Genomic DNA, 16,796 nt, shown 5'->3' with positions numbered 1-16,796 from the left:
TTAGTGTTAATTATTTTAATCCTTGGTTTGTTTTCATTCTCCAAGCGTCTAGCATCCAAGAAGTTTTCTCCAATTCTCTAATGTATGCGCCAATTAAATCAATAGTACCCTCATCTCCACCTTTATCTGCTGTTTCAACCACTTTACGCATCTGTTTTAGAATAATTCCATGGTCTTCTAATAAAATTTCAATCATCTCGATATCAGTTTTATCACTATCAGATTCTTTAATACTAGAAGTCTTTAAATAATCAGAGAAATTACTTACTGGTTGATGTCTTAAAGTTAAAATTCGCTCAGCAATCTCATCTACTTTCAATTTTGCATCATCATAGAGTTCTTCAAACTTTTCATGTAAGTCAAAAAAGTTTTTCCCAAAGATATTCCAATGGAAATTTCTAAGCTTTTGATAGTATAAATGATAATCTGCTAATAGAACATTTAACTCTTTAACTGTATCTTGTGTTTTATCTTTATCTAAATTCAAATAATTTTTCATTGTATTTTTTTTGGTTTTAAAATTATATCCTAAAGATACAAATTACACCTACAAAAACTTCCATTTTAACAAGATTTAACTTGCAATGTTAACCAAATTAATAAGTTATTTTTTACAATATTACTTCATATAGTATTTGTATTTTTACACAAATTTTTGTGTATGAATATTCAAGACAATATTATTGCCTTGGCAACCCCATCGGGAGCTGGAGCAATTTCTGTACTACGTATTTCTGGAAAAGAAGCTATTTCTATTGCTGATGCTCATTTTAAATCCATCAGAAAAAAGAAACTATCAGAACAGAAATCGCACACCATACACTTAGGACATATAATAGATGGGCAGAAAATACTTGATGAAGTTTTGGTTTCCATTTTTAAGGGACCTAATTCTTACACTGGGGAAAATGTTATAGAAATATCCTGCCATGGTTCTCCATTTATTCAGCAAGAAATTTTACAACTTTTTTTAAGGAATGGCTGTAGAATGGCAGATGCTGGAGAATTTACCATGAGAGCTTTTTTAAACGGAAAATTAGATTTGAGTCAAGCCGAAGCTGTAGCCGATTTAATTGCATCCGACAACGAAGCGAGTCACCAAATAGCCATGCAACAAATGCGTGGTGGATTTAGTAGTGAAATTAAAAAGCTTCGGGAGGAGCTCTTAAACTTTGCCTCTTTAATTGAATTAGAACTTGACTTTGCTGAAGAAGATGTTGAATTTGCAGACAGAACTCAGTTTATTGAATTACTTAATAAAATTCAGCTTGTATTAAAAAGGTTAATCGACTCCTTTGCTGTAGGAAATGTTATAAAAAATGGAATTCCAGTAGCCATTGTTGGAGAGCCTAATGTAGGAAAATCCACGCTTTTAAATGCTCTTTTAAATGAAGAAAGAGCAATTGTAAGTGATATTGCTGGAACTACCAGAGATACTATTGAAGACGAAATAAGCATTGGAGGCATAGGATTCCGTTTTATAGATACCGCTGGAATACGAGACACCAAAGATGTAGTAGAAAGCATTGGTATTAAAAAAACCTTTGAGAAAATAGAACAAGCACAAGTAGTTGTTTATTTAATAGACAGCACCAAACTTATAGGAAACAAAGATTTTATAAAAAATATCCGCCTTGAATTAGAGAAAATCAAGAATAAATTCCCACAAAAGCCCTTGGTAATTATTGCCAATAAAAAAGACCAAATCTCAGAAGATTTACAGGATTTTATACTCACCGAAATAGCAGATATAGCCCATACAAATGCTAAAACTAAAGCTTTATTAATAGCTGCCAAAGGAAACTCTGGAGTTGAGGAGTTAAAAAATATACTTTTAGAATTTGTAAATACAGGGGCACTAAGAAATAATGAAACCATTATTACCAATTCTCGTCATTATGACTCTTTATTAAAAGCTTTAGAAGAAATTAATCATGTACAAGATGGAATGGCAAATGGTATTTCTAGCGATTTATTAGCCATTGATATCCGCCAAGCACTATACCATTTTGGAGAAATAACTGGAGAAATAACCACAGACGATTTATTAGGAAATATTTTTGCTAATTTCTGTATTGGCAAATAGACAGGACTTTTTTTCGATATCAATTGTGATTAAATGACTGTAAATCAAATAATTGTTGATAACTTATTAAATCTTATTTTCTCTTAATATAGCCATTTTTATACTTTTATTGTGTCTCATGTGTGTCTCAAAAATGGTGAGACACAAAAATTTGTGTCGCAATGATAAAAGCTCATTTAAGAAAGAAAAAGTTAAAAACAGGAAAGCAGAGTTTGTATATCGAGTATTATAAAGGTACCCAAACACTGGCTAATGGAAAAATCAAGCACCTTAGAGAATACGAATACCTTCAACTCTATTTAATACAAAACCCAAAATCAGCTGACGAAAAGAAAAAAAATAAAGAACAACTAGAGTTAGCTAAACAAATCTTAGCTATTCGTCAAGCTGAAATCTATCAGGGTAAGTTTAAAATTCAAAACAACCATAAAGGCAAAACCACTCTTCTATCCTTTTATGAGCAAAAAAAAGAAGAACGTTACCAAACCAAAGGAAATTATGATAATTGGGATGCTGCTCAAAAGCATTTGGAACGATATTGTCCCGCTCATATCACTTTCAATGATGTTGATGTGGAATTCATTAAAGGATTTAGAAAACACCTTGATACAGTTGCTGTTACCAAGAGCAAAAAAAAGCTTTCACAGAATACCAAGCATACCTATTTCAATAAATTCAAGGCTTGCTTGAATGCCGCTTTTGATGAAGGATATCTGAAAGAAAACCTCATTAAAAAAGTCAAAGGGTTTTCTATGGGAGAATCGACGAGAGAATATCTCACTCATGGCGAACTTCAAAGATTATCGCAAACACCTTGTAAGTTCCCTTTACTAAAACGTGCCTTTCTCTTTTCAGCATTGACCGGAATCCGGTGGTCCGATATCAATAAATTAAAATGGTCTGAGGTACGTGATGAAGGCATAGATGGCTCGGGAAATGCTATTTTCAGAATTGTTTTCCAACAAAAGAAAACCGAAGGGGTCGAATATTTGTATATCTCCCAACAGGCCAAAGAGCTTTTGGGTAAAAGAAAAGATTCTAAGGAACGTGTGTTCAAAGGACTTCGCTACAGTGCACATATGAACCTTCAATTACTTCGTTGGTGTATGTTTGCCGGTATTACAAAGCACATCACGTTCCATTCAGCGAGACATACCAATGCGGTATTGTTGTTAGAGAATGGTGCGGATATCTATACGGTTTCAAAACGATTAGGACATAAAGAAATAAGGACTACCGAGATTTATGCCAAAATTATAGATAAGAAGATGAAAGAGGCTGCTAACTTGGTTCCGAAACTGGAATTGGATGGCATCGGTTAAACATGTACTAAAATACCTAAACTGACTTAAAGTGAGTATTCTTATAGCCACAAAAACACATTTCCTTGATTTTGATTGTTAATAACTTTGATTTTAGTGTTTTGAGGTGATTCTGCTTACCAGCAATTCATATCCTTTCGTATTCGATTTAATTAGCACCATAAATTCTAAATTCATTTGCAACGAAATAAAAACAATCGATTAATATTCAATAGCTTGTGGATAAAAAACTTCTACTCTACAAAGTTTACTTTATCTTTTTTTCTACTTTTATTCCAAGAATTCTACGAAAAGAAACAAAGCGCTTTGTTCATTACTAATCTTTAAATCAGATACAATGGACAACATTAAATTAGAAGAAAGACTCGATAGAATTGAAAACCTCTTGCTAGGTTCTAAAAAGGTACTCACCTTGGAAGAGGCTTGTGATTATACAGGCATATCAAGAAGTTATCTTTATAAGCTAACGGCTGCTGGTAATATCCCGCATAGCAAACCGAATGGAAAAATGATATTCTTCGATATCGATCGCCTTAATGGGTGGCTTTTAAGAAATGATCGCAAATCTGCATGTGAGATCAAAAATGAGGCATTGGATTATGTCCTGAAGAAACGATAGTTTTTAGCTCTAATCGCTATTTACATTTACCTCATTAGCCTGTATTTCACATGCAGGTTATAAATCATAGTTATATGAAAACAATACCATACATAAGGGTAGGTACTACATTTTACAAATTGGTGAAAGCACCCACAATAGCAGGACATTTTGATGAATTACTTGTCCCCTGGAATGAGCATATTATTAAGCAGGATCACGGGAAGGATTTTTTAAGTAAGGTATCTAAATATGATGGTTTCACATGTATTCCAAGTCATTTAGATTTTAAAAAAGAATATCACAACTTTTATAATATCTATTCACCGCTTAGAAATACTCCTAAAGAAGGAAATATAGAAAAGACCTTATCCTTTATACATCATATTTTCGGAAAACAAAAAGAACTTGGTTTGGATTATTTACAATTATTGTATCAAAAACCAACGCAAATTCTCCCTATACTTTGTTTGGTTTCCAAGGAAAGAATTACGGGAAAAAGTACTTTTTTAAAATGGTTAAAAGAGATATTTGAGAACAACCTTACTTATCTAACCAATGATAGTTTTGGCAGCCAGTTCAATTCAGATTGGACAAACAAGCTTCTTATCTGCATAGATGAAGTGCTTTTCAATAAAGAAGAACTGACCGAGCGTATTAAATATCTCAGTACCACCAACAGAAATAAATTGGAATCCAAAGGCAAAGACAAAAGAGAAGTTGAGTTTTTCGGCAAGTTTATTCTTTGTAGTAATAATGAAGATAATTTCATTAAAATAGATGCCAATGAAACCCGATTTTGGATTCGGAAAATACCTTCCTTAAAAAAGGAGGATACTAATTTTTTGGAGGCACTTATAGAAGAGATCCCTGCTTTTCTTTATTTTTTAAAGAACCGTAAACTTCAAAATAGTCAAACAACTCGGATGTGGTTTACACCAAAGGATATTTACACCTCTGCGCTTCATAAGTTGATTAAGCATAACAGAAACAGAGTAGAAAAGGAATTGGCGAGTATCCTTTTAAGTGCCATGGATAAGTATGAACTCGATTCCATTGCTATATGTCCTATTGATGCCTTGCACATGTTAAACAAGACAAGAGTAAGAACAGATCTTACACAATTAAGGAGGTTGCTCAAAAAAGAGTGGAAACTGGAGAATCAGAAAAATTCCAATAGCTATCAAAGAATTACCATTTGGAGCAATGGCGATATCAATATGGAAGATGCAAAAGGAAGGTACTTCACGGTGGAAAAAGAATTTTTAATTAAAAATTTTGATGAATTGATGACAGAATAAGTGAATGTCAGGTTTCATAAGGGCTACGGCTGTCATCAAATTGTCATCATTCTTTCATCAAAATAAAAAGTGATGACAGGAATTTAGGTATTACAATCAAAAATGATGAAATGATGAAAAATTGATGAAGCTGTGAGGTCAATCTATTAAAGGGATAAACGTGTTTTTTCATCAAATCATCAAAAAAACTTACAAAATAAAGCATATGAAAAAAGAACTATTGAATTGTGAAACAGCCCGCAATATTTGCATTGTTCAAACACTTGCAAAACTAGGGCATTTTCCTACTCGAAAATCGGAGAAAGAAGCTTGGTTTTTAAGTCCTTTTCGGTCTGAATCAAAAGCCTCTTTTAAAGTGTCTTTACGTTTAAACCGATGGTATGATCATGGAGCTGGTATTGGAGGCAATGTTATTGACCTTATCTGTCTGATAAAACAATGTTCGGTTAAAGAGGCTTTGGAGTTATTGGATCATGAAGCTTTTAATTTTTCTTTTCATCAGCCGCCTCGTCTAGAAAAAGAGTCTGGAATTGAAGTTGTTCAAGTGAAGCCCATCCACCACCCTGCCCTACTCGATTATCTTAAATCACGAAGAATTAAACTATCGGCAGCACGGTGTTATTGTAAAGAAGTTCATTATAAGATGGAGGATAAAAAGCATTTTGCCATTGGACTCAAAAATGTTTCTGGGGGTTATGAGCTTCGAAACAAATTATATAAAAGCAGCGTTTCTCCCAAGGACATCACCCTTATTAAAAATCAACAGTCCAAGCTCCTCATATGTGAAGGCATGTTTGATTTGCTTTCCCTGACTTGTTATGACCCTACCCTTTCTAAAAAAGCAGACCTCCTTGTTTTAAACTCGGTGGCATTTGTTAAAAGAGCTGCTGATTACTTGAAAGATTACAAGCAAGTAGCCCTCTATTTGGATCGGGATAAGGCAGGTAAAAAAGCGACCGAATTTTTATTGGGTGTACATTCAAGGGCTGTAGATAAATCTGAATTATATAAAGGCTATGAAGATGTAAACCAGTGGTGGATAACTAAAGCGGATGGGTAATTGCGAAGCAATTTCAAGATGTGTTTTTGTTGCCACAAAAACCATCTTGCTTTACTCCCGAAGGTCGCAAAGGGTGCAGCATTAAAAGTGAAATACTTCCTCATATAAATAATTAAATCATGGCAAAAGCCAAAGTAAAAATAAAAGCAACCTATGTCAAATTTCGGTGTACCCGATTTGAAAAGAGATTGTTACAGGTCAAAGCAAAAAGAGCGAACCTCAGTTTGAGTTCTTATTGTCGGATGACGGCTTTGGATGACAAGATCATTGAGCGGTTTACCGAAGAACAAATAGAGGTTTATAAAACCCTTATTCAGTACCATCATCATTTTAAACGCATTGGGAACATGTTTAAAAAAAGGAATCCCAAGCTAACCGATGAAGTTTACCAACTCGCTGAAGAAATCAAAAACCATTTGCAAAATTTTAAAAAATGATAGGAAAAGGAATGGCTATAGCACATACAGGGGCTTCCATGCGTTACGGAATGAATCAGGAAAAAATGTCAGAAGTGGTCTATAAAGCACACTTAGCGGGAGAGACTCCATCAGCGGTAACTCAGGAATTTAAGATTATACAAGATACCAATTCCCGTTGCCAGAAAAACACCTTGAGTTTTGTACTCAGTCCAACTGTGGAAGATGGAAAGAAATTGAGTGTAAAAAAGCTGGAGGAGCTTACCAATAGGTTTGTAAAACAAATGAAACTACAACAGCATCAAGCCATGGCTTTTGTACACCGAGATAAACAACACCTTCATGTTCATTTGTATGTAAATCGCATTGGATTTGATGGAAAGGCTTATAATGACAGTTATATAGGAAAGCACAGTCAATTGGCAGCAGAGAAAGTGGCTAAAGAAATGCATTTAACCACCACTAGAGAGGTGCAACAAGTAAAACAACAATCGCTATTACACATTCGGGCACTTATCAAACAACAACACTTAAAAACTTTACAAACCAGGCCCAAAACCGTAGATCAGTATATAAAACGCATGCAAAAACAAGGAGTTAAAGTGATTCCTGTGATTAATAAATCCAAGCAATTGCAGGGGTTTCGGTTTGCCTATAAATCGCATAACCTAAAAGGAAGTGCTGTGCACAGAGAAATGTCAGGCGGTAAAATACTACAAGCTATTTCTTATAACAATGCAAAAGGATTAAAACTATCAAAAGAGAACACCCTTAAAATAGTAAATCAAACAGTAACTCTTAATGCTAATCTAGCAGCATCCATCGCTAAAAAAGTAGCAAAACATGTTATTAAAAAAGCTATTGACACGGGGATTGGGATTGGTTATTAAAATAGAAAGCAATGGCAAAATTAGAAGAAATAGCAGCTTTGTTGACGGAGGAAATTGAAGAATTTAATGTATCGGTAGCTAAATTAGAAGGGCTGTCAAGAAAGCTTCGTGAAGTAAAAGTGAAAGCTGATACTTCACAGATTGAAGATCTGTTGGAAACACATCTAAAAAGGCAAGCGCAATTTGAAGAAGCTCAGGCTACAAACACAAAAGACTTAATTCATAGTATGGATAAGTCCATGCTATTTCCGAAATGGATAGTGGTATGTAGTATTATATACATCGTAATTTTATTAGTATTGGGTTTTAGCACGCTAAGTTACCGACATACGAATCAGCAATTAAAAGATAAAAACGAACGTATAAAAAGACATTATCAAAGTTTTATAAAGGCATCTCCTGAAGTTGAAGCACACTATTTGAATTGGATGAAACCTCCTGAAAACCAAGCGAAATAGTATTAGTTATGGTAAGATTTGGGGATTCATTTTCCCAGTAAAGAAAGCCTAGTTTTCTTTTTTCAAAAGCTTGTATGACTCATCCAAAAATTCCCCTTCTTCAAAGGGCAAAAGATTGTTTGCCAGTTCTAAAGTCCTACGAATATCTATACCATGATCTTTAATCCTGGGCGGTGAAAATGTATCGCCTTGTGCCGCCAAGATACTTACATCGATCAATGCTTCAATGGTAATAAACAAATCGGTGTATCCATCAAATTCCAAAAAGGAGGGTTTATATTTTTCTTTCCGCAAATTGGAAGGCTCCAATGTGTTTAATTTATTTTTGGCCAATACTCGTAATTCCTTGATTTGTTTCTTTTTCATAGCGTTTATTATTTTAATTCTAATTGTTTCATCATAATGTTCCCCTCGTCCAAAAACTCCATTTCTTCATATGGCATAAGCTGGGTAATCAATTTCAGAACTTCACTCGTATTGAATTCCGGCTCCCCTATAAACTCATTAGTAACATAATCTGCATGTAAAGCCATAATACATGTCTTAAGCAAATACAAAATAAGATCCATGGCTTCCTTATAGCTGTCCAATGGTAATAGCATCATATCCCTTAAATATATACAGCCAGCAAAACCAACACAAAATGCATTTATAGAACGGTTTAATGGATCCTATAGAAGAGGCGTCCTTAATAAATATATTTTTGATAACTTAGATCAAGTACGAGAGCAAACACAAATTTGGATGGATGATTATAACCATTATCGTCCACACAATGCTTTAGATAATCTATCCCCAGTAGCCTATGCAAAACTTAACAGTTCTGTCGATATCGACAGAACTGTTAAAAACAAGTATCTTTGACAATCTAGCAGTTCTAATTGGGGGGAGTCTACACTTGGCCGAAAATGCCGGCTATGGCTTCGACAAGATCGAAACCAACTGGGAACAATACAACCATACAGCACCCGAGTATGATATTAGTTTTGATGCTACCATTTTAAAATTTTATACCCAAAAAGAGGAAGCTGGAGTCAAAACTTCGGGGAAGCTTCGGAGAAGCTTCAGGAAGCACTTAAAAGCGACACCGTTGATAAGGGGTTGATATTAAGTATTTTAAATACGGATGCTGAAAAATATATAAATGCATTAACTTCAGATTTTCCAAAAACTTCGGAGAAACTTCGGAGAAGCTTTTAAAGGGTAGCAGCTTTAACACAGTGAAATTATTAATGCTTATGGAAGCTGATAGCACCATAACAGCAGAAAGAGCAAGTAAAATACTTGGGGTTTCTTCAAGAACCATAGAAACATATATTGCTAAATTGAAAGAATCACAATTAATAGAACGACAAGGGTCTTATAAAGAAGGGACTTGGAATACTATAAGGGAATAAACCTACATTTTAGGCAATAAAAAATAATTTGTCCAGTTTTTTATGAAATTAACTGGACATTTTTTATATTTACAAAAAGTTAAATCCATTGAAAGTTACTGATTATATAGTAGATATTATAAATAGATTCCCAAAAGGCTATGTATTCACCTATGAAGATTTTTCAGTCGAGGTGAATAAAAAGGAAGCCGTGATTAAGGCTCTTAATCGTATGGCAGCTTCAGGGCGTATTACAAAACTCTCAAAAGGAAAATATTACAAACCGGAAAAAACCGTATTTGGTGAATTGGTTCCGGAGCAATATCAAATTGTAAAAGACATCTTGGAAGATGATGGAAAGATAATAGGGTATCTCACAGGATTAAGTATTTACAATAAATTGGGGTTGACGACTCAGGTAAGTAATACTATTCAAATAGGGAAAAATGAAATCCGTCCAACCTTTAGCCGTGGGCGCTATACTATTGCTTTTATTAAGCAAAAAAATACGATTACTAAAGAAAACATTCCTTTATTACAGTTATTGGATGCCATTCGATACATCAAAAAAATTCCTGATACTACAATGGTGTCTGCATGTAGAAGGTTATTTGCCATAATAAAAGATTTGCCCAAGGAAGATTTATATACAATGGTTCGTTTATCTAAAAAATACCCTCCATCTACCCGGGCGCTTCTTGGGGCTATACTAGATGAACTTGGACAAGTTGAAATAACAGAAATACTGCAAAAGACGTTAAATTCAATTACATCATATAAGTTTCCGGGAATAAATACAGTATTATCGAACACCGAAAACTGGAATATTAAATGAAACTACACGAAAATAAAAAGCTCTTTACACAGGCTGTCAGGTTTACAGCCCAGGAAATGGACATCCGAGACGTTTATATAGAAAAAGATTACTGGATTACTTATGCTTTATATACTATTTTTACCCATGAAATTGGAAAAGAAGCTGTTTTTAAAGGTGGAACAGCATTGTCCAAATGTTTTGGTTTAATTGACCGGTTTAGTGAAGATATTGATCTAGTTGTTCTAAGGAATGAAGGAGATTCTGGTAATAAACTCACTAATAAAATTAAGAAAATCAGTAAGGTAGTATCTTCTGTACTGAATGAGGTAGAGTTAGAAAATGTTACTCAAAAAATGGGCATGAACCGAAAAACAGCTCACTCCTATAACAAAGAGTTTAAAGGAGATTACGGTCAGGTTCGAGATGTGATAATTGTAGAAGCTACCTGGTTGGGATATTTTGAACCCTATACCGAGAAAATGGTAAACTCCTATGTTTATGATATGATGAAAAATACTGGCCAGTTACAAATGATTTCGGAATATGGATTGGAACCTTTTGAGGTAAAAGTACTCGATCCCAAAAGAACCTTATGTGAGAAAATAATGAGTTTGGTTCGGTTTTCCTATGAAGAAAATGCAATAGAGGACTTAAAAAAGAAAATACGCCATACTTATGATTTATGCCTAATGCTTCAAAATGAAGGGCTTTCAAAATTCTTTTATTCAAGAGCTTTTGAATCTATGTTGCTTAAAGTCGCTAACGACGACGTAGAAAGCTTTAAAAATAATAATGCCTGGTTGGCCTACCATCCAAATGAAGCCTTGATTTTTTCCAATTTGAAAAATGTGTGGAGTCAATTAAAAAATATTTATAGTGGCAATTTTAGAAAGTTGGTTTATACCAATGGCAGGTTTCCTAATGAAAGTGAAGTTGAAGAAGCATTGATGAAAATTAAGGAAAGATTGAGTTCAATACCATGGGATATTAAAATTTAAATTATCCTATTTAATGAAGATAAGTAAGTGGTGCAATATGTAATGCAATAGGAGGCGCAATGGAAAGTTTAACCGAAAGACAGGTAGAAATCTTAGAATTAATAAAGGAAAACAACAAAATAGCTTACCTGGACGTCGCCCAACGATTAGAAATAAACAATTCTGCTGTACAAGCACATTTCAACACTCTAAAGGAAAAAGGCATCATCAAAAAATTGGAGGTACTAGAAGGTATTGGGAAGTTTTAAAAAGATAAAGTCCATCATAAAAATTTGTAAGCCTATAATCTTAATATTAAGATATTTTTGTCAGGTTATAATTTTACTTTTAACGGAAGTTTGTCAGGATAAAACCTTACGTTTTGAACTAAAAGCAGTTCAACAACCAAATAGAACTATTGATAACCTTTGAAAATGACAATCCCGGACTAGCCAAAAAGTAGTAAACAAAAATATAGGTTAACGGAAAAAGGAAAACAGATTAAATGATTTTGAAGGCGATTTTATAAATTTCAACTTGAGTATAAATTTTAGCCAAAAAATGAAAAAGATATTACCGGCTTAAAAAAACAGTATTAATTTTTTGTTTCTCATTTGTACCTCATACCCTGTTAACTCCTGTAAAATAAGGAAAGTTACATATTGTATCGGGAAATAGAAATTAATTAAAACTAAAAAAATAATAAATGTTATCTATAACTCAACTATCACAAATATAAACGCAGGCATTATTATTAAGTATCATATGCAAATTTTAAGCTTTTTCTGTTAATTCATTATATCCTGTTTTTTGTAATATTATTTCGTTATTCAAAATATGGTTTTATCTTTGCTTATCAGTAATTGAAGTTTAAACGATGCGAATAGTTACCTACAAAAGAATAAAGGAGTTTATAGTATTGCACGCAGACAGTGAAAACCCTTTAAACTTTTGGTATCATACGGTAACTGGATAGAGCGGGCAAAGTGAACCACCTACAGCGGATGAAAGTGAGCATAGCAAAGTAAGTGCTCAAAATCGATTCATTTGTGGTTAAATTTAGTCTTTATTTTTCATTTTTTTACGCATAGATTCTCCTTTAATATCTATTCTGTGTGCATTATGTACAAGACGGTCTAAAATGGCATCTGCGATGGTTTGTTCTCCTATAATTTCATGCCATGCTTCCACTGGTAATTGTGAAGCGATAATAATACTGTGTTCTCCGTGCCTATCTTCGATAATTTCCATAAAGGAATGCCTATTTATGGCATCTAAAGCTTTAAGTCCAAAATCATCAATAATCAGTAGGTCTTGTTTTTCTAGTTTATTGATTTGTTTTAGATAAGAGCCATCTGCTTTTGATGTTTTAAGCATGGTAAAAAGTTTATTCGTGTTATAATACATGACCTTATATCCCAATGAACACGCCTGATGACCGATAGCTGATGCCATATAGCTTTTTCCAGCACCTGTACTTCCCGTGATAAGGATATTCTGTTTTTGCTTTATAAACTCACAGCTAGCAAAGCGTTGTATTTGATTTTTATCCAGATGTCTTGAAGCATCAAAATCGATAGCTTCCATAACGGCACTGTACCTAAAACGCGCCGCTTTTGTTAACCGTTCTATTTTTCTGTTTTGACGATCATCCCATTCGCTTTGGAGCAGATATGCGATGAGTTCATCATTGGTGTAGTTTATACTTTGTGGCGATAAACTGCTGTCAAAGGCTCTGTACATACCGTATAGCCTTAGTTGTTTCATGTGTTCCAATGTCTGTTTATTCATTGTTTTTGGCTTAAATTTATTTGTAATAATGACTTCCCCTAATATTGCTATGGTTTGGGATATCTGGTTGGTCTTCGATATTTTCATCTAAAGTGTCCCAGCCGTTTTTAAGGATACGTTCTATGATATTATAGTTATGAGCACCATAGTCCAAGGCACGCTTGCAGGCATTGTCCAACCTCGTATTGCCTACCTTCTTAGTGAGGTGCAATATGCCCAGACATGATTTATAGGATTGCTCTGGGTGTTGTTTCTTTTCTAATATGTTAATGATTAGCACCTTGCAATGTTCACCAACCTGCTCTGCCCAGGCAATGAATTTTTCACTGCTCCACTCGCTGATAAAGCGGTGATGGGAAGGCATGTGTTCCTTTATCGTGCTATACCCATATTTTTGTTTGTTTCTTGGATGGACTGTAAGTAGTTCCTGTTGGTAGAACATCTCTATGGTGCTATCTGAGTAAACCACTTTAATACGTTTGCCTATATGCTGATAGGGCAAACTATAATAGTGTTTGTCTTTGCTAAAATAAATGTGGCTGTTTTTATGAACCGTTGCATTAGCGTAACGTTTAATCTCATAGCGTTTTGCTGGCAATGGTTTAAGCTGATGTTTTTCAATCTCTTCAAATAACGAATAGCGAGAATATTCACGCCCCCTAAAAGATGTGTTGTTATGGGTTTTAAGAAGTTCTAATATAGCCTTATTCAGTGCAGTTTTAGTATGAAAAGTTTGGTTGCGCAGTGGCGCAAAGACCCGTGTATATATAATACGCACGGCATTTTCGACGATGGCCTTGTCCCTAGGCCTGTAGGCCCTGGTTGGAAGTACCGAGGTTTCATAATACTCAGAAAAATCAATAAAAGTTTCATTTACTTTTGGTTCGTAACGACTGCTTTTAGTGACTGCTGCCCTCAAGTTATCGGGCACTAAAGCCTGTGGTACACCGCCATAAAACCAAAGTGCGTTTTCTATACAAGCTATAAAATCTTCTTTCTTTTGACTCTCACAGGCCTCAACATAAGTATATTGGCTACTGCCCAATACACAGACAAAGACCTCTAGATCTTGTATTTCACCTGTGTAACGATCTACTATGGAAAGCTTCTTGCCCGTAAAATCAATGAAAAGTTTATCGCCCGCTTTGTGTGTAAAATGCATCACTGGAGACACTTCTTTAACCCACTCACGATACCAATACCTAAACTGGGAAAGTTTGTAGCCATCTGGATGTTTGGAAAGGTACTCTTGCCAAAGCAACTCTTTGGTTACCCCTGTTTTGCGCAGTTCTTTGTCAAAATAGGGAAAATACGTCTCTAGGGTCAATAGTTGCTGGCTCTTACCTTTTTGGTTGGTTTTAAAAAGTCTGTTCAGCTCCTCGAGCGTCATGGCGGACACTTCGTAATCGGTAAGCCGATAGCGCTTAAAAAAGTCAATGTACTTAGTGATGGTATTACGCGACAGCCCTGTGATTAGGCTTATTTGGCGCTTACTGATTCCTTCACTGAAGAGTTTGAAAATCTGTTTTATTTTTCGCATATCTATTTGTTTGTTGGCCATAATATCTTTTTATAAAAAAAGATATTTAAAGCTTTACAAATAGAATCGATTTTTTAGTGGTTCACTTTCGTCCGCTGTAGGTGGTTCACTTTCACCCGCCGCACTATGCTCAATTTAATCCGCTGTGGGTGGTATACTATGCCCGTTTTTTGCATTAGATCTTTATTTTCTGGAATGCTTAAGGAGCGTCTTGCTGAAATTGAGTTAGAAAAAAACACGCCTATTTTGTCTTCCACTGCAGGCTTAGGAAGTTTTTTAGCAGATAAAGAGTCATTCTATGTAAGAGGAATCTTGAAGGAGAATCAAATAGAAGAAGGTGTTTCTGTTTTACTAAGAGAAAATATAAGAATTAAAAAACATGGTTTTACTGAGACTGAATTAAAGAGGTACAAAGCATTTCTTTTAAATAATGCATTATTATTTGAAAAGGAAAAAGGAAAAATTCCTTCTAAATATTACGTAGAAGAATTAATAGATAATTTTACTTATAGCGATCCTTTCCCTGGAGAAAGCTTTAGATACAACTTCTATAAAGAGATACTTCCTTCTATTACGCTTGCAGATATTAATAAACTTGGAAAGGAATGGGTTGTAAGTAAAGGATTGAGTATTATTTTAAAAGCACCTGAAAAAGAAGGGCTTGATATTCCTTCAGAAGGAACAATAAAACAACTGTTGAGTAAAATTGAAACGGAGAGTATAGAGCCTTATATAGACTCTTTAGCAAAAAAAGAAATCGCCATTACAATTGATAAAGAAGGGGAAATTATTGATAGTTCTTATAATAAGAAAATAAACGTTTCTAAATGGAAATTAGAAAATGGCATTACAATTATTGCAAAACCTACTACACTTCAAAATGACTTAATTTCTCTTAGCGGATTTCGCCCAGGAGGGAGTTCGTTAGCTGCAGATTCCATATATGTTTCAGCAAGAAATGCAGGAAGTATTATAGGTTCAAGCGGAATACTAAATATATCTGGGTTAGAATTAGAGAAACTTAATATGGGAAAAACCATTTCCTTAACTCCTTTTATAAATTTTTATGAAGAGTTATTTTCAGGAAGTAGCACTGCTGAAGAGCTAGAACGTATGCTTACAATGTTACATTTATATTTTACAAACCCTAATAAGGATATATTACAATTTGAAGCGGACAAGCAACGTATGATTGCTGGCACTAAAAATGACTCACTAAATCCTGATACTGTATTTGATAATGAGATTAGTCGAATTATGACGAATAATCACCTAAGAGGTATTCCTATTACCGAAAAACAGATAGAAAATGAATTAAATTTAGATACTGCTTTTGATTTTTATAAAAACCGTTTTTCATCTGCCAATGGTTTCACTTTTATTTTTGTAGGAAGTTTTGACCTTCAAAAGCTTAAAGAATTGAGTAAAAAATATTTAGGAACACTTCCTTCAAATCAAACTGAAAAAAGTGATTGGAAGGATATTGGATTACGCAGAATTACAGGGGTACATAAAAATACTATTCTAAAAGGAAACGAAAATAAATCAAAGGTAGATATAAGATATACTGGAACCCTTGACTATACATTAGAAAAAGAACTCTCCATTAGTCTTTTAGGAGATTTATTAAAAATAAAACTTACTGAAGAATTAAGAGAAAGTATGTCTGGAGTTTATGGTGTTCAAGCTTCTGGGTATTCTACTGATACTCCGTATAATTGGTATCGAATGCATATACGCTTTACCTGTGCTCCTGAAAACAGAGATGTCTTAATAAATAAGGTACATGAAGTAATAGCTGATATTAAAAAAAAGGGGGCTTCTGAAAAGGACGTAAAAAAAATTATAGAAACAAGGATTAATCGCGCTAAAGATGGATTAAAATATAATCAATATTGGAGTTCAAAGCTTAAAAGTGCAGAGATATACAATTGGAATCCTGAAGATATTTTGGATTATAAGAAGAATTTAGAAAAAGTAGACTCTAATTACTTTAAAAAAGCAGCCAACACATATTTTAATAATGATAATTATGTAGAAACAATTTTAATTCCTGAGAATCTTAATCAATAGAACCATATTTTAAATTTCATTTTTTCATATCATTTTATCAATAAAAGAAGGAGGTTTTATCTCCGACAAAATACTTACTTTTAAAAGTATG

The 16,796-nt window shown here is 34.0% G+C and carries 18 protein-coding genes and 1 pseudogene; 14 read left to right on the top strand and 5 right to left on the bottom strand.

Annotated elements, in window-relative coordinates; all coding sequences use genetic code 11:
• Positions 1–10 precede the first annotated feature (10 nt).
• Entirely contained in the window at positions 11–499 is a 489-nt protein-coding gene (locus tag JOOMADRAFT_RS18375) for a Dps family protein (protein WP_008616073.1), read from the bottom strand.
• Positions 500–661: 162 nt separating this feature from the next.
• Here JOOMADRAFT_RS18375 and mnmE point away from each other — a divergent pair, with 162 nt between their 5' ends.
• The 8 genes from mnmE (at position 662) to JOOMADRAFT_RS18335 (ending at position 8,131) form a co-directional block, all read left to right on the top strand.
• Positions 662–2,086: a tRNA uridine-5-carboxymethylaminomethyl(34) synthesis GTPase MnmE gene (gene mnmE, locus JOOMADRAFT_RS18370; protein WP_008616072.1), complete on the top strand. Its 1,425-nt coding sequence runs from the start codon at positions 662–664 to the stop codon at positions 2,084–2,086.
• 161 nt (positions 2,087–2,247) lie between these two features.
• Positions 2,248–3,408 carry a site-specific integrase gene (locus tag JOOMADRAFT_RS18365; RefSeq protein WP_008616070.1) on the top strand — a complete coding sequence of 387 codons (1,161 nt, stop codon included), beginning with the start codon at positions 2,248–2,250 and terminating at the stop codon, positions 3,406–3,408.
• A 337-nt stretch (positions 3,409–3,745) separates the two neighbouring features.
• A complete protein-coding gene (locus JOOMADRAFT_RS18360) occupies positions 3,746–4,027 on the top strand; it encodes a helix-turn-helix transcriptional regulator (protein ID WP_008610974.1) in 282 nt (93 codons plus the stop codon).
• A 74-nt stretch (positions 4,028–4,101) separates the two neighbouring features.
• Positions 4,102–5,307 (top strand): primase-helicase family protein, encoded by a 1,206-nt coding sequence (locus tag JOOMADRAFT_RS18355; RefSeq protein WP_008616068.1) that lies wholly within the window; start codon positions 4,102–4,104, stop codon positions 5,305–5,307.
• A gap of 205 nt (positions 5,308–5,512) precedes the next feature.
• Complete coding sequence (locus tag JOOMADRAFT_RS18350) at positions 5,513–6,367, top strand: toprim domain-containing protein (RefSeq protein ID WP_008616067.1); 855 nt, start codon at positions 5,513–5,515, stop codon at positions 6,365–6,367.
• Positions 6,368–6,486: 119 nt separating this feature from the next.
• Positions 6,487–6,804, top strand: a complete 318-nt coding sequence (gene mbpA / locus JOOMADRAFT_RS18345; protein ID WP_008616066.1) for a mobilization protein MbpA — start codon at positions 6,487–6,489, stop codon at positions 6,802–6,804.
• Between the two features lie 11 nt (positions 6,805–6,815).
• A complete protein-coding gene (locus JOOMADRAFT_RS18340; RefSeq protein WP_008616065.1) occupies positions 6,816–7,673 on the top strand; it encodes a relaxase/mobilization nuclease domain-containing protein in 858 nt (285 codons plus the stop codon).
• Between the two features lie 11 nt (positions 7,674–7,684).
• Complete coding sequence (locus JOOMADRAFT_RS18335; RefSeq protein ID WP_008616064.1) at positions 7,685–8,131, top strand: DUF6730 family protein; 447 nt, start codon at positions 7,685–7,687, stop codon at positions 8,129–8,131.
• 48 nt (positions 8,132–8,179) lie between these two features.
• Here JOOMADRAFT_RS18335 and JOOMADRAFT_RS18330 read toward each other — a convergent pair whose 3' ends face one another.
• The gene (locus JOOMADRAFT_RS18330) at positions 8,180–8,497 is read right to left on the bottom strand and encodes a hypothetical protein (RefSeq protein ID WP_008616063.1); all 318 of its coding nucleotides are present in this window, start codon (positions 8,495–8,497) and stop codon (positions 8,180–8,182) included.
• Positions 8,498–8,505: 8 nt separating this feature from the next.
• Complete coding sequence (locus JOOMADRAFT_RS18325; RefSeq protein WP_008616062.1) at positions 8,506–8,736, bottom strand: hypothetical protein; 231 nt, start codon at positions 8,734–8,736, stop codon at positions 8,506–8,508.
• Here JOOMADRAFT_RS18325 and JOOMADRAFT_RS20030 point away from each other — a divergent pair.
• The 5 genes and pseudogenes from JOOMADRAFT_RS20030 to JOOMADRAFT_RS18305 form a co-directional block, all read left to right on the top strand.
• Positions 8,735–8,995: pseudogene (locus tag JOOMADRAFT_RS20030) on the top strand (integrase core domain-containing protein); the annotation flags it as partial. The gene JOOMADRAFT_RS18325 and the pseudogene JOOMADRAFT_RS20030 overlap by 2 nt on opposite strands.
• Before the next feature lie 374 nt (positions 8,996–9,369).
• Positions 9,370–9,528, top strand: coding sequence for an HTH domain-containing protein (locus JOOMADRAFT_RS20025; RefSeq protein WP_157136796.1), 159 nt, complete (start codon positions 9,370–9,372; stop codon positions 9,526–9,528).
• A gap of 88 nt (positions 9,529–9,616) precedes the next feature.
• Positions 9,617–10,342, top strand: a complete 726-nt coding sequence (locus JOOMADRAFT_RS18315; RefSeq protein WP_008616061.1) for a DUF6088 family protein — start codon at positions 9,617–9,619, stop codon at positions 10,340–10,342.
• Positions 10,339–11,322 carry a nucleotidyl transferase AbiEii/AbiGii toxin family protein gene (locus tag JOOMADRAFT_RS18310; RefSeq protein WP_008616060.1) on the top strand — a complete coding sequence of 328 codons (984 nt, stop codon included), beginning with the start codon at positions 10,339–10,341 and terminating at the stop codon, positions 11,320–11,322. The genes JOOMADRAFT_RS18315 and JOOMADRAFT_RS18310 overlap by 4 nt, the downstream gene beginning before the upstream one ends.
• A 59-nt stretch (positions 11,323–11,381) precedes the next feature.
• Positions 11,382–11,570 carry a winged helix-turn-helix domain-containing protein gene (locus JOOMADRAFT_RS18305; RefSeq protein ID WP_040880281.1) on the top strand — a complete coding sequence of 63 codons (189 nt, stop codon included), beginning with the start codon at positions 11,382–11,384 and terminating at the stop codon, positions 11,568–11,570.
• Positions 11,571–12,360: 790 nt separating this feature from the next.
• On the opposite strand, the gene istB is transcribed toward JOOMADRAFT_RS18305, so the two are convergent.
• Both istB and istA read right to left on the bottom strand, forming a co-directional pair.
• Positions 12,361–13,092, bottom strand: coding sequence for an IS21-like element helper ATPase IstB (istB, locus tag JOOMADRAFT_RS18300; protein WP_008612681.1), 732 nt, complete (start codon positions 13,090–13,092; stop codon positions 12,361–12,363).
• 16 nt (positions 13,093–13,108) lie between these two features.
• Positions 13,109–14,653, bottom strand: coding sequence for an IS21 family transposase (istA, locus tag JOOMADRAFT_RS18295; protein WP_008612682.1), 1,545 nt, complete (start codon positions 14,651–14,653; stop codon positions 13,109–13,111).
• Positions 14,654–14,758: 105 nt separating this feature from the next.
• Here istA and JOOMADRAFT_RS18290 point away from each other — a divergent pair, with 105 nt between their 5' ends.
• Entirely contained in the window at positions 14,759–16,705 is a 1,947-nt protein-coding gene (locus tag JOOMADRAFT_RS18290; RefSeq protein WP_083833529.1) for an insulinase family protein, read from the top strand.
• Positions 16,706–16,796 lie beyond the last annotated feature (91 nt).

It is taken from the genome of Galbibacter orientalis DSM 19592, assembly GCF_000260115.1.
GTDB lineage: Bacteria > Bacteroidota > Bacteroidia > Flavobacteriales > Flavobacteriaceae > Galbibacter > Galbibacter orientalis.
This window is presented reverse-complemented; position numbering and strand designations above follow the sequence as displayed.

Coding starts and splice junctions, on each gene's coding strand:
- JOOMADRAFT_RS18375 (WP_008616073.1), bottom strand. CDS start 499: ATGAAAAATTATTTGAATTTAGATAAAGATAAAACACAAGATACAGTT.
- JOOMADRAFT_RS18360 (WP_008610974.1), top strand. CDS start 3,746: ATGGACAACATTAAATTAGAAGAAAGACTCGATAGAATTGAAAACCTC.
- istA (WP_008612682.1), bottom strand. CDS start 14,653: ATGGCCAACAAACAAATAGATATGCGAAAAATAAAACAGATTTTCAAA.
- JOOMADRAFT_RS18310 (WP_008616060.1), top strand. CDS start 10,339: ATGAAACTACACGAAAATAAAAAGCTCTTTACACAGGCTGTCAGGTTT.
- JOOMADRAFT_RS18335 (WP_008616064.1), top strand. CDS start 7,685: ATGGCAAAATTAGAAGAAATAGCAGCTTTGTTGACGGAGGAAATTGAA.
- JOOMADRAFT_RS18305 (WP_040880281.1), top strand. CDS start 11,382: ATGGAAAGTTTAACCGAAAGACAGGTAGAAATCTTAGAATTAATAAAG.
- mbpA (WP_008616066.1), top strand. CDS start 6,487: ATGGCAAAAGCCAAAGTAAAAATAAAAGCAACCTATGTCAAATTTCGG.
- JOOMADRAFT_RS18340 (WP_008616065.1), top strand. CDS start 6,816: ATGGCTATAGCACATACAGGGGCTTCCATGCGTTACGGAATGAATCAG.
- JOOMADRAFT_RS18330 (WP_008616063.1), bottom strand. CDS start 8,497: ATGAAAAAGAAACAAATCAAGGAATTACGAGTATTGGCCAAAAATAAA.
- JOOMADRAFT_RS18350 (WP_008616067.1), top strand. CDS start 5,513: ATGAAAAAAGAACTATTGAATTGTGAAACAGCCCGCAATATTTGCATT.
- mnmE (WP_008616072.1), top strand. CDS start 662: ATGAATATTCAAGACAATATTATTGCCTTGGCAACCCCATCGGGAGCT.
- JOOMADRAFT_RS18325 (WP_008616062.1), bottom strand. CDS start 8,736: ATGATGCTATTACCATTGGACAGCTATAAGGAAGCCATGGATCTTATT.
- istB (WP_008612681.1), bottom strand. CDS start 13,092: ATGAATAAACAGACATTGGAACACATGAAACAACTAAGGCTATACGGT.
- JOOMADRAFT_RS18355 (WP_008616068.1), top strand. CDS start 4,102: ATGAAAACAATACCATACATAAGGGTAGGTACTACATTTTACAAATTG.
- JOOMADRAFT_RS20025 (WP_157136796.1), top strand. CDS start 9,370: ATGGAAGCTGATAGCACCATAACAGCAGAAAGAGCAAGTAAAATACTT.
- JOOMADRAFT_RS18290 (WP_083833529.1), top strand. CDS start 14,759: ATGCTCAATTTAATCCGCTGTGGGTGGTATACTATGCCCGTTTTTTGC.
- JOOMADRAFT_RS18365 (WP_008616070.1), top strand. CDS start 2,248: ATGATAAAAGCTCATTTAAGAAAGAAAAAGTTAAAAACAGGAAAGCAG.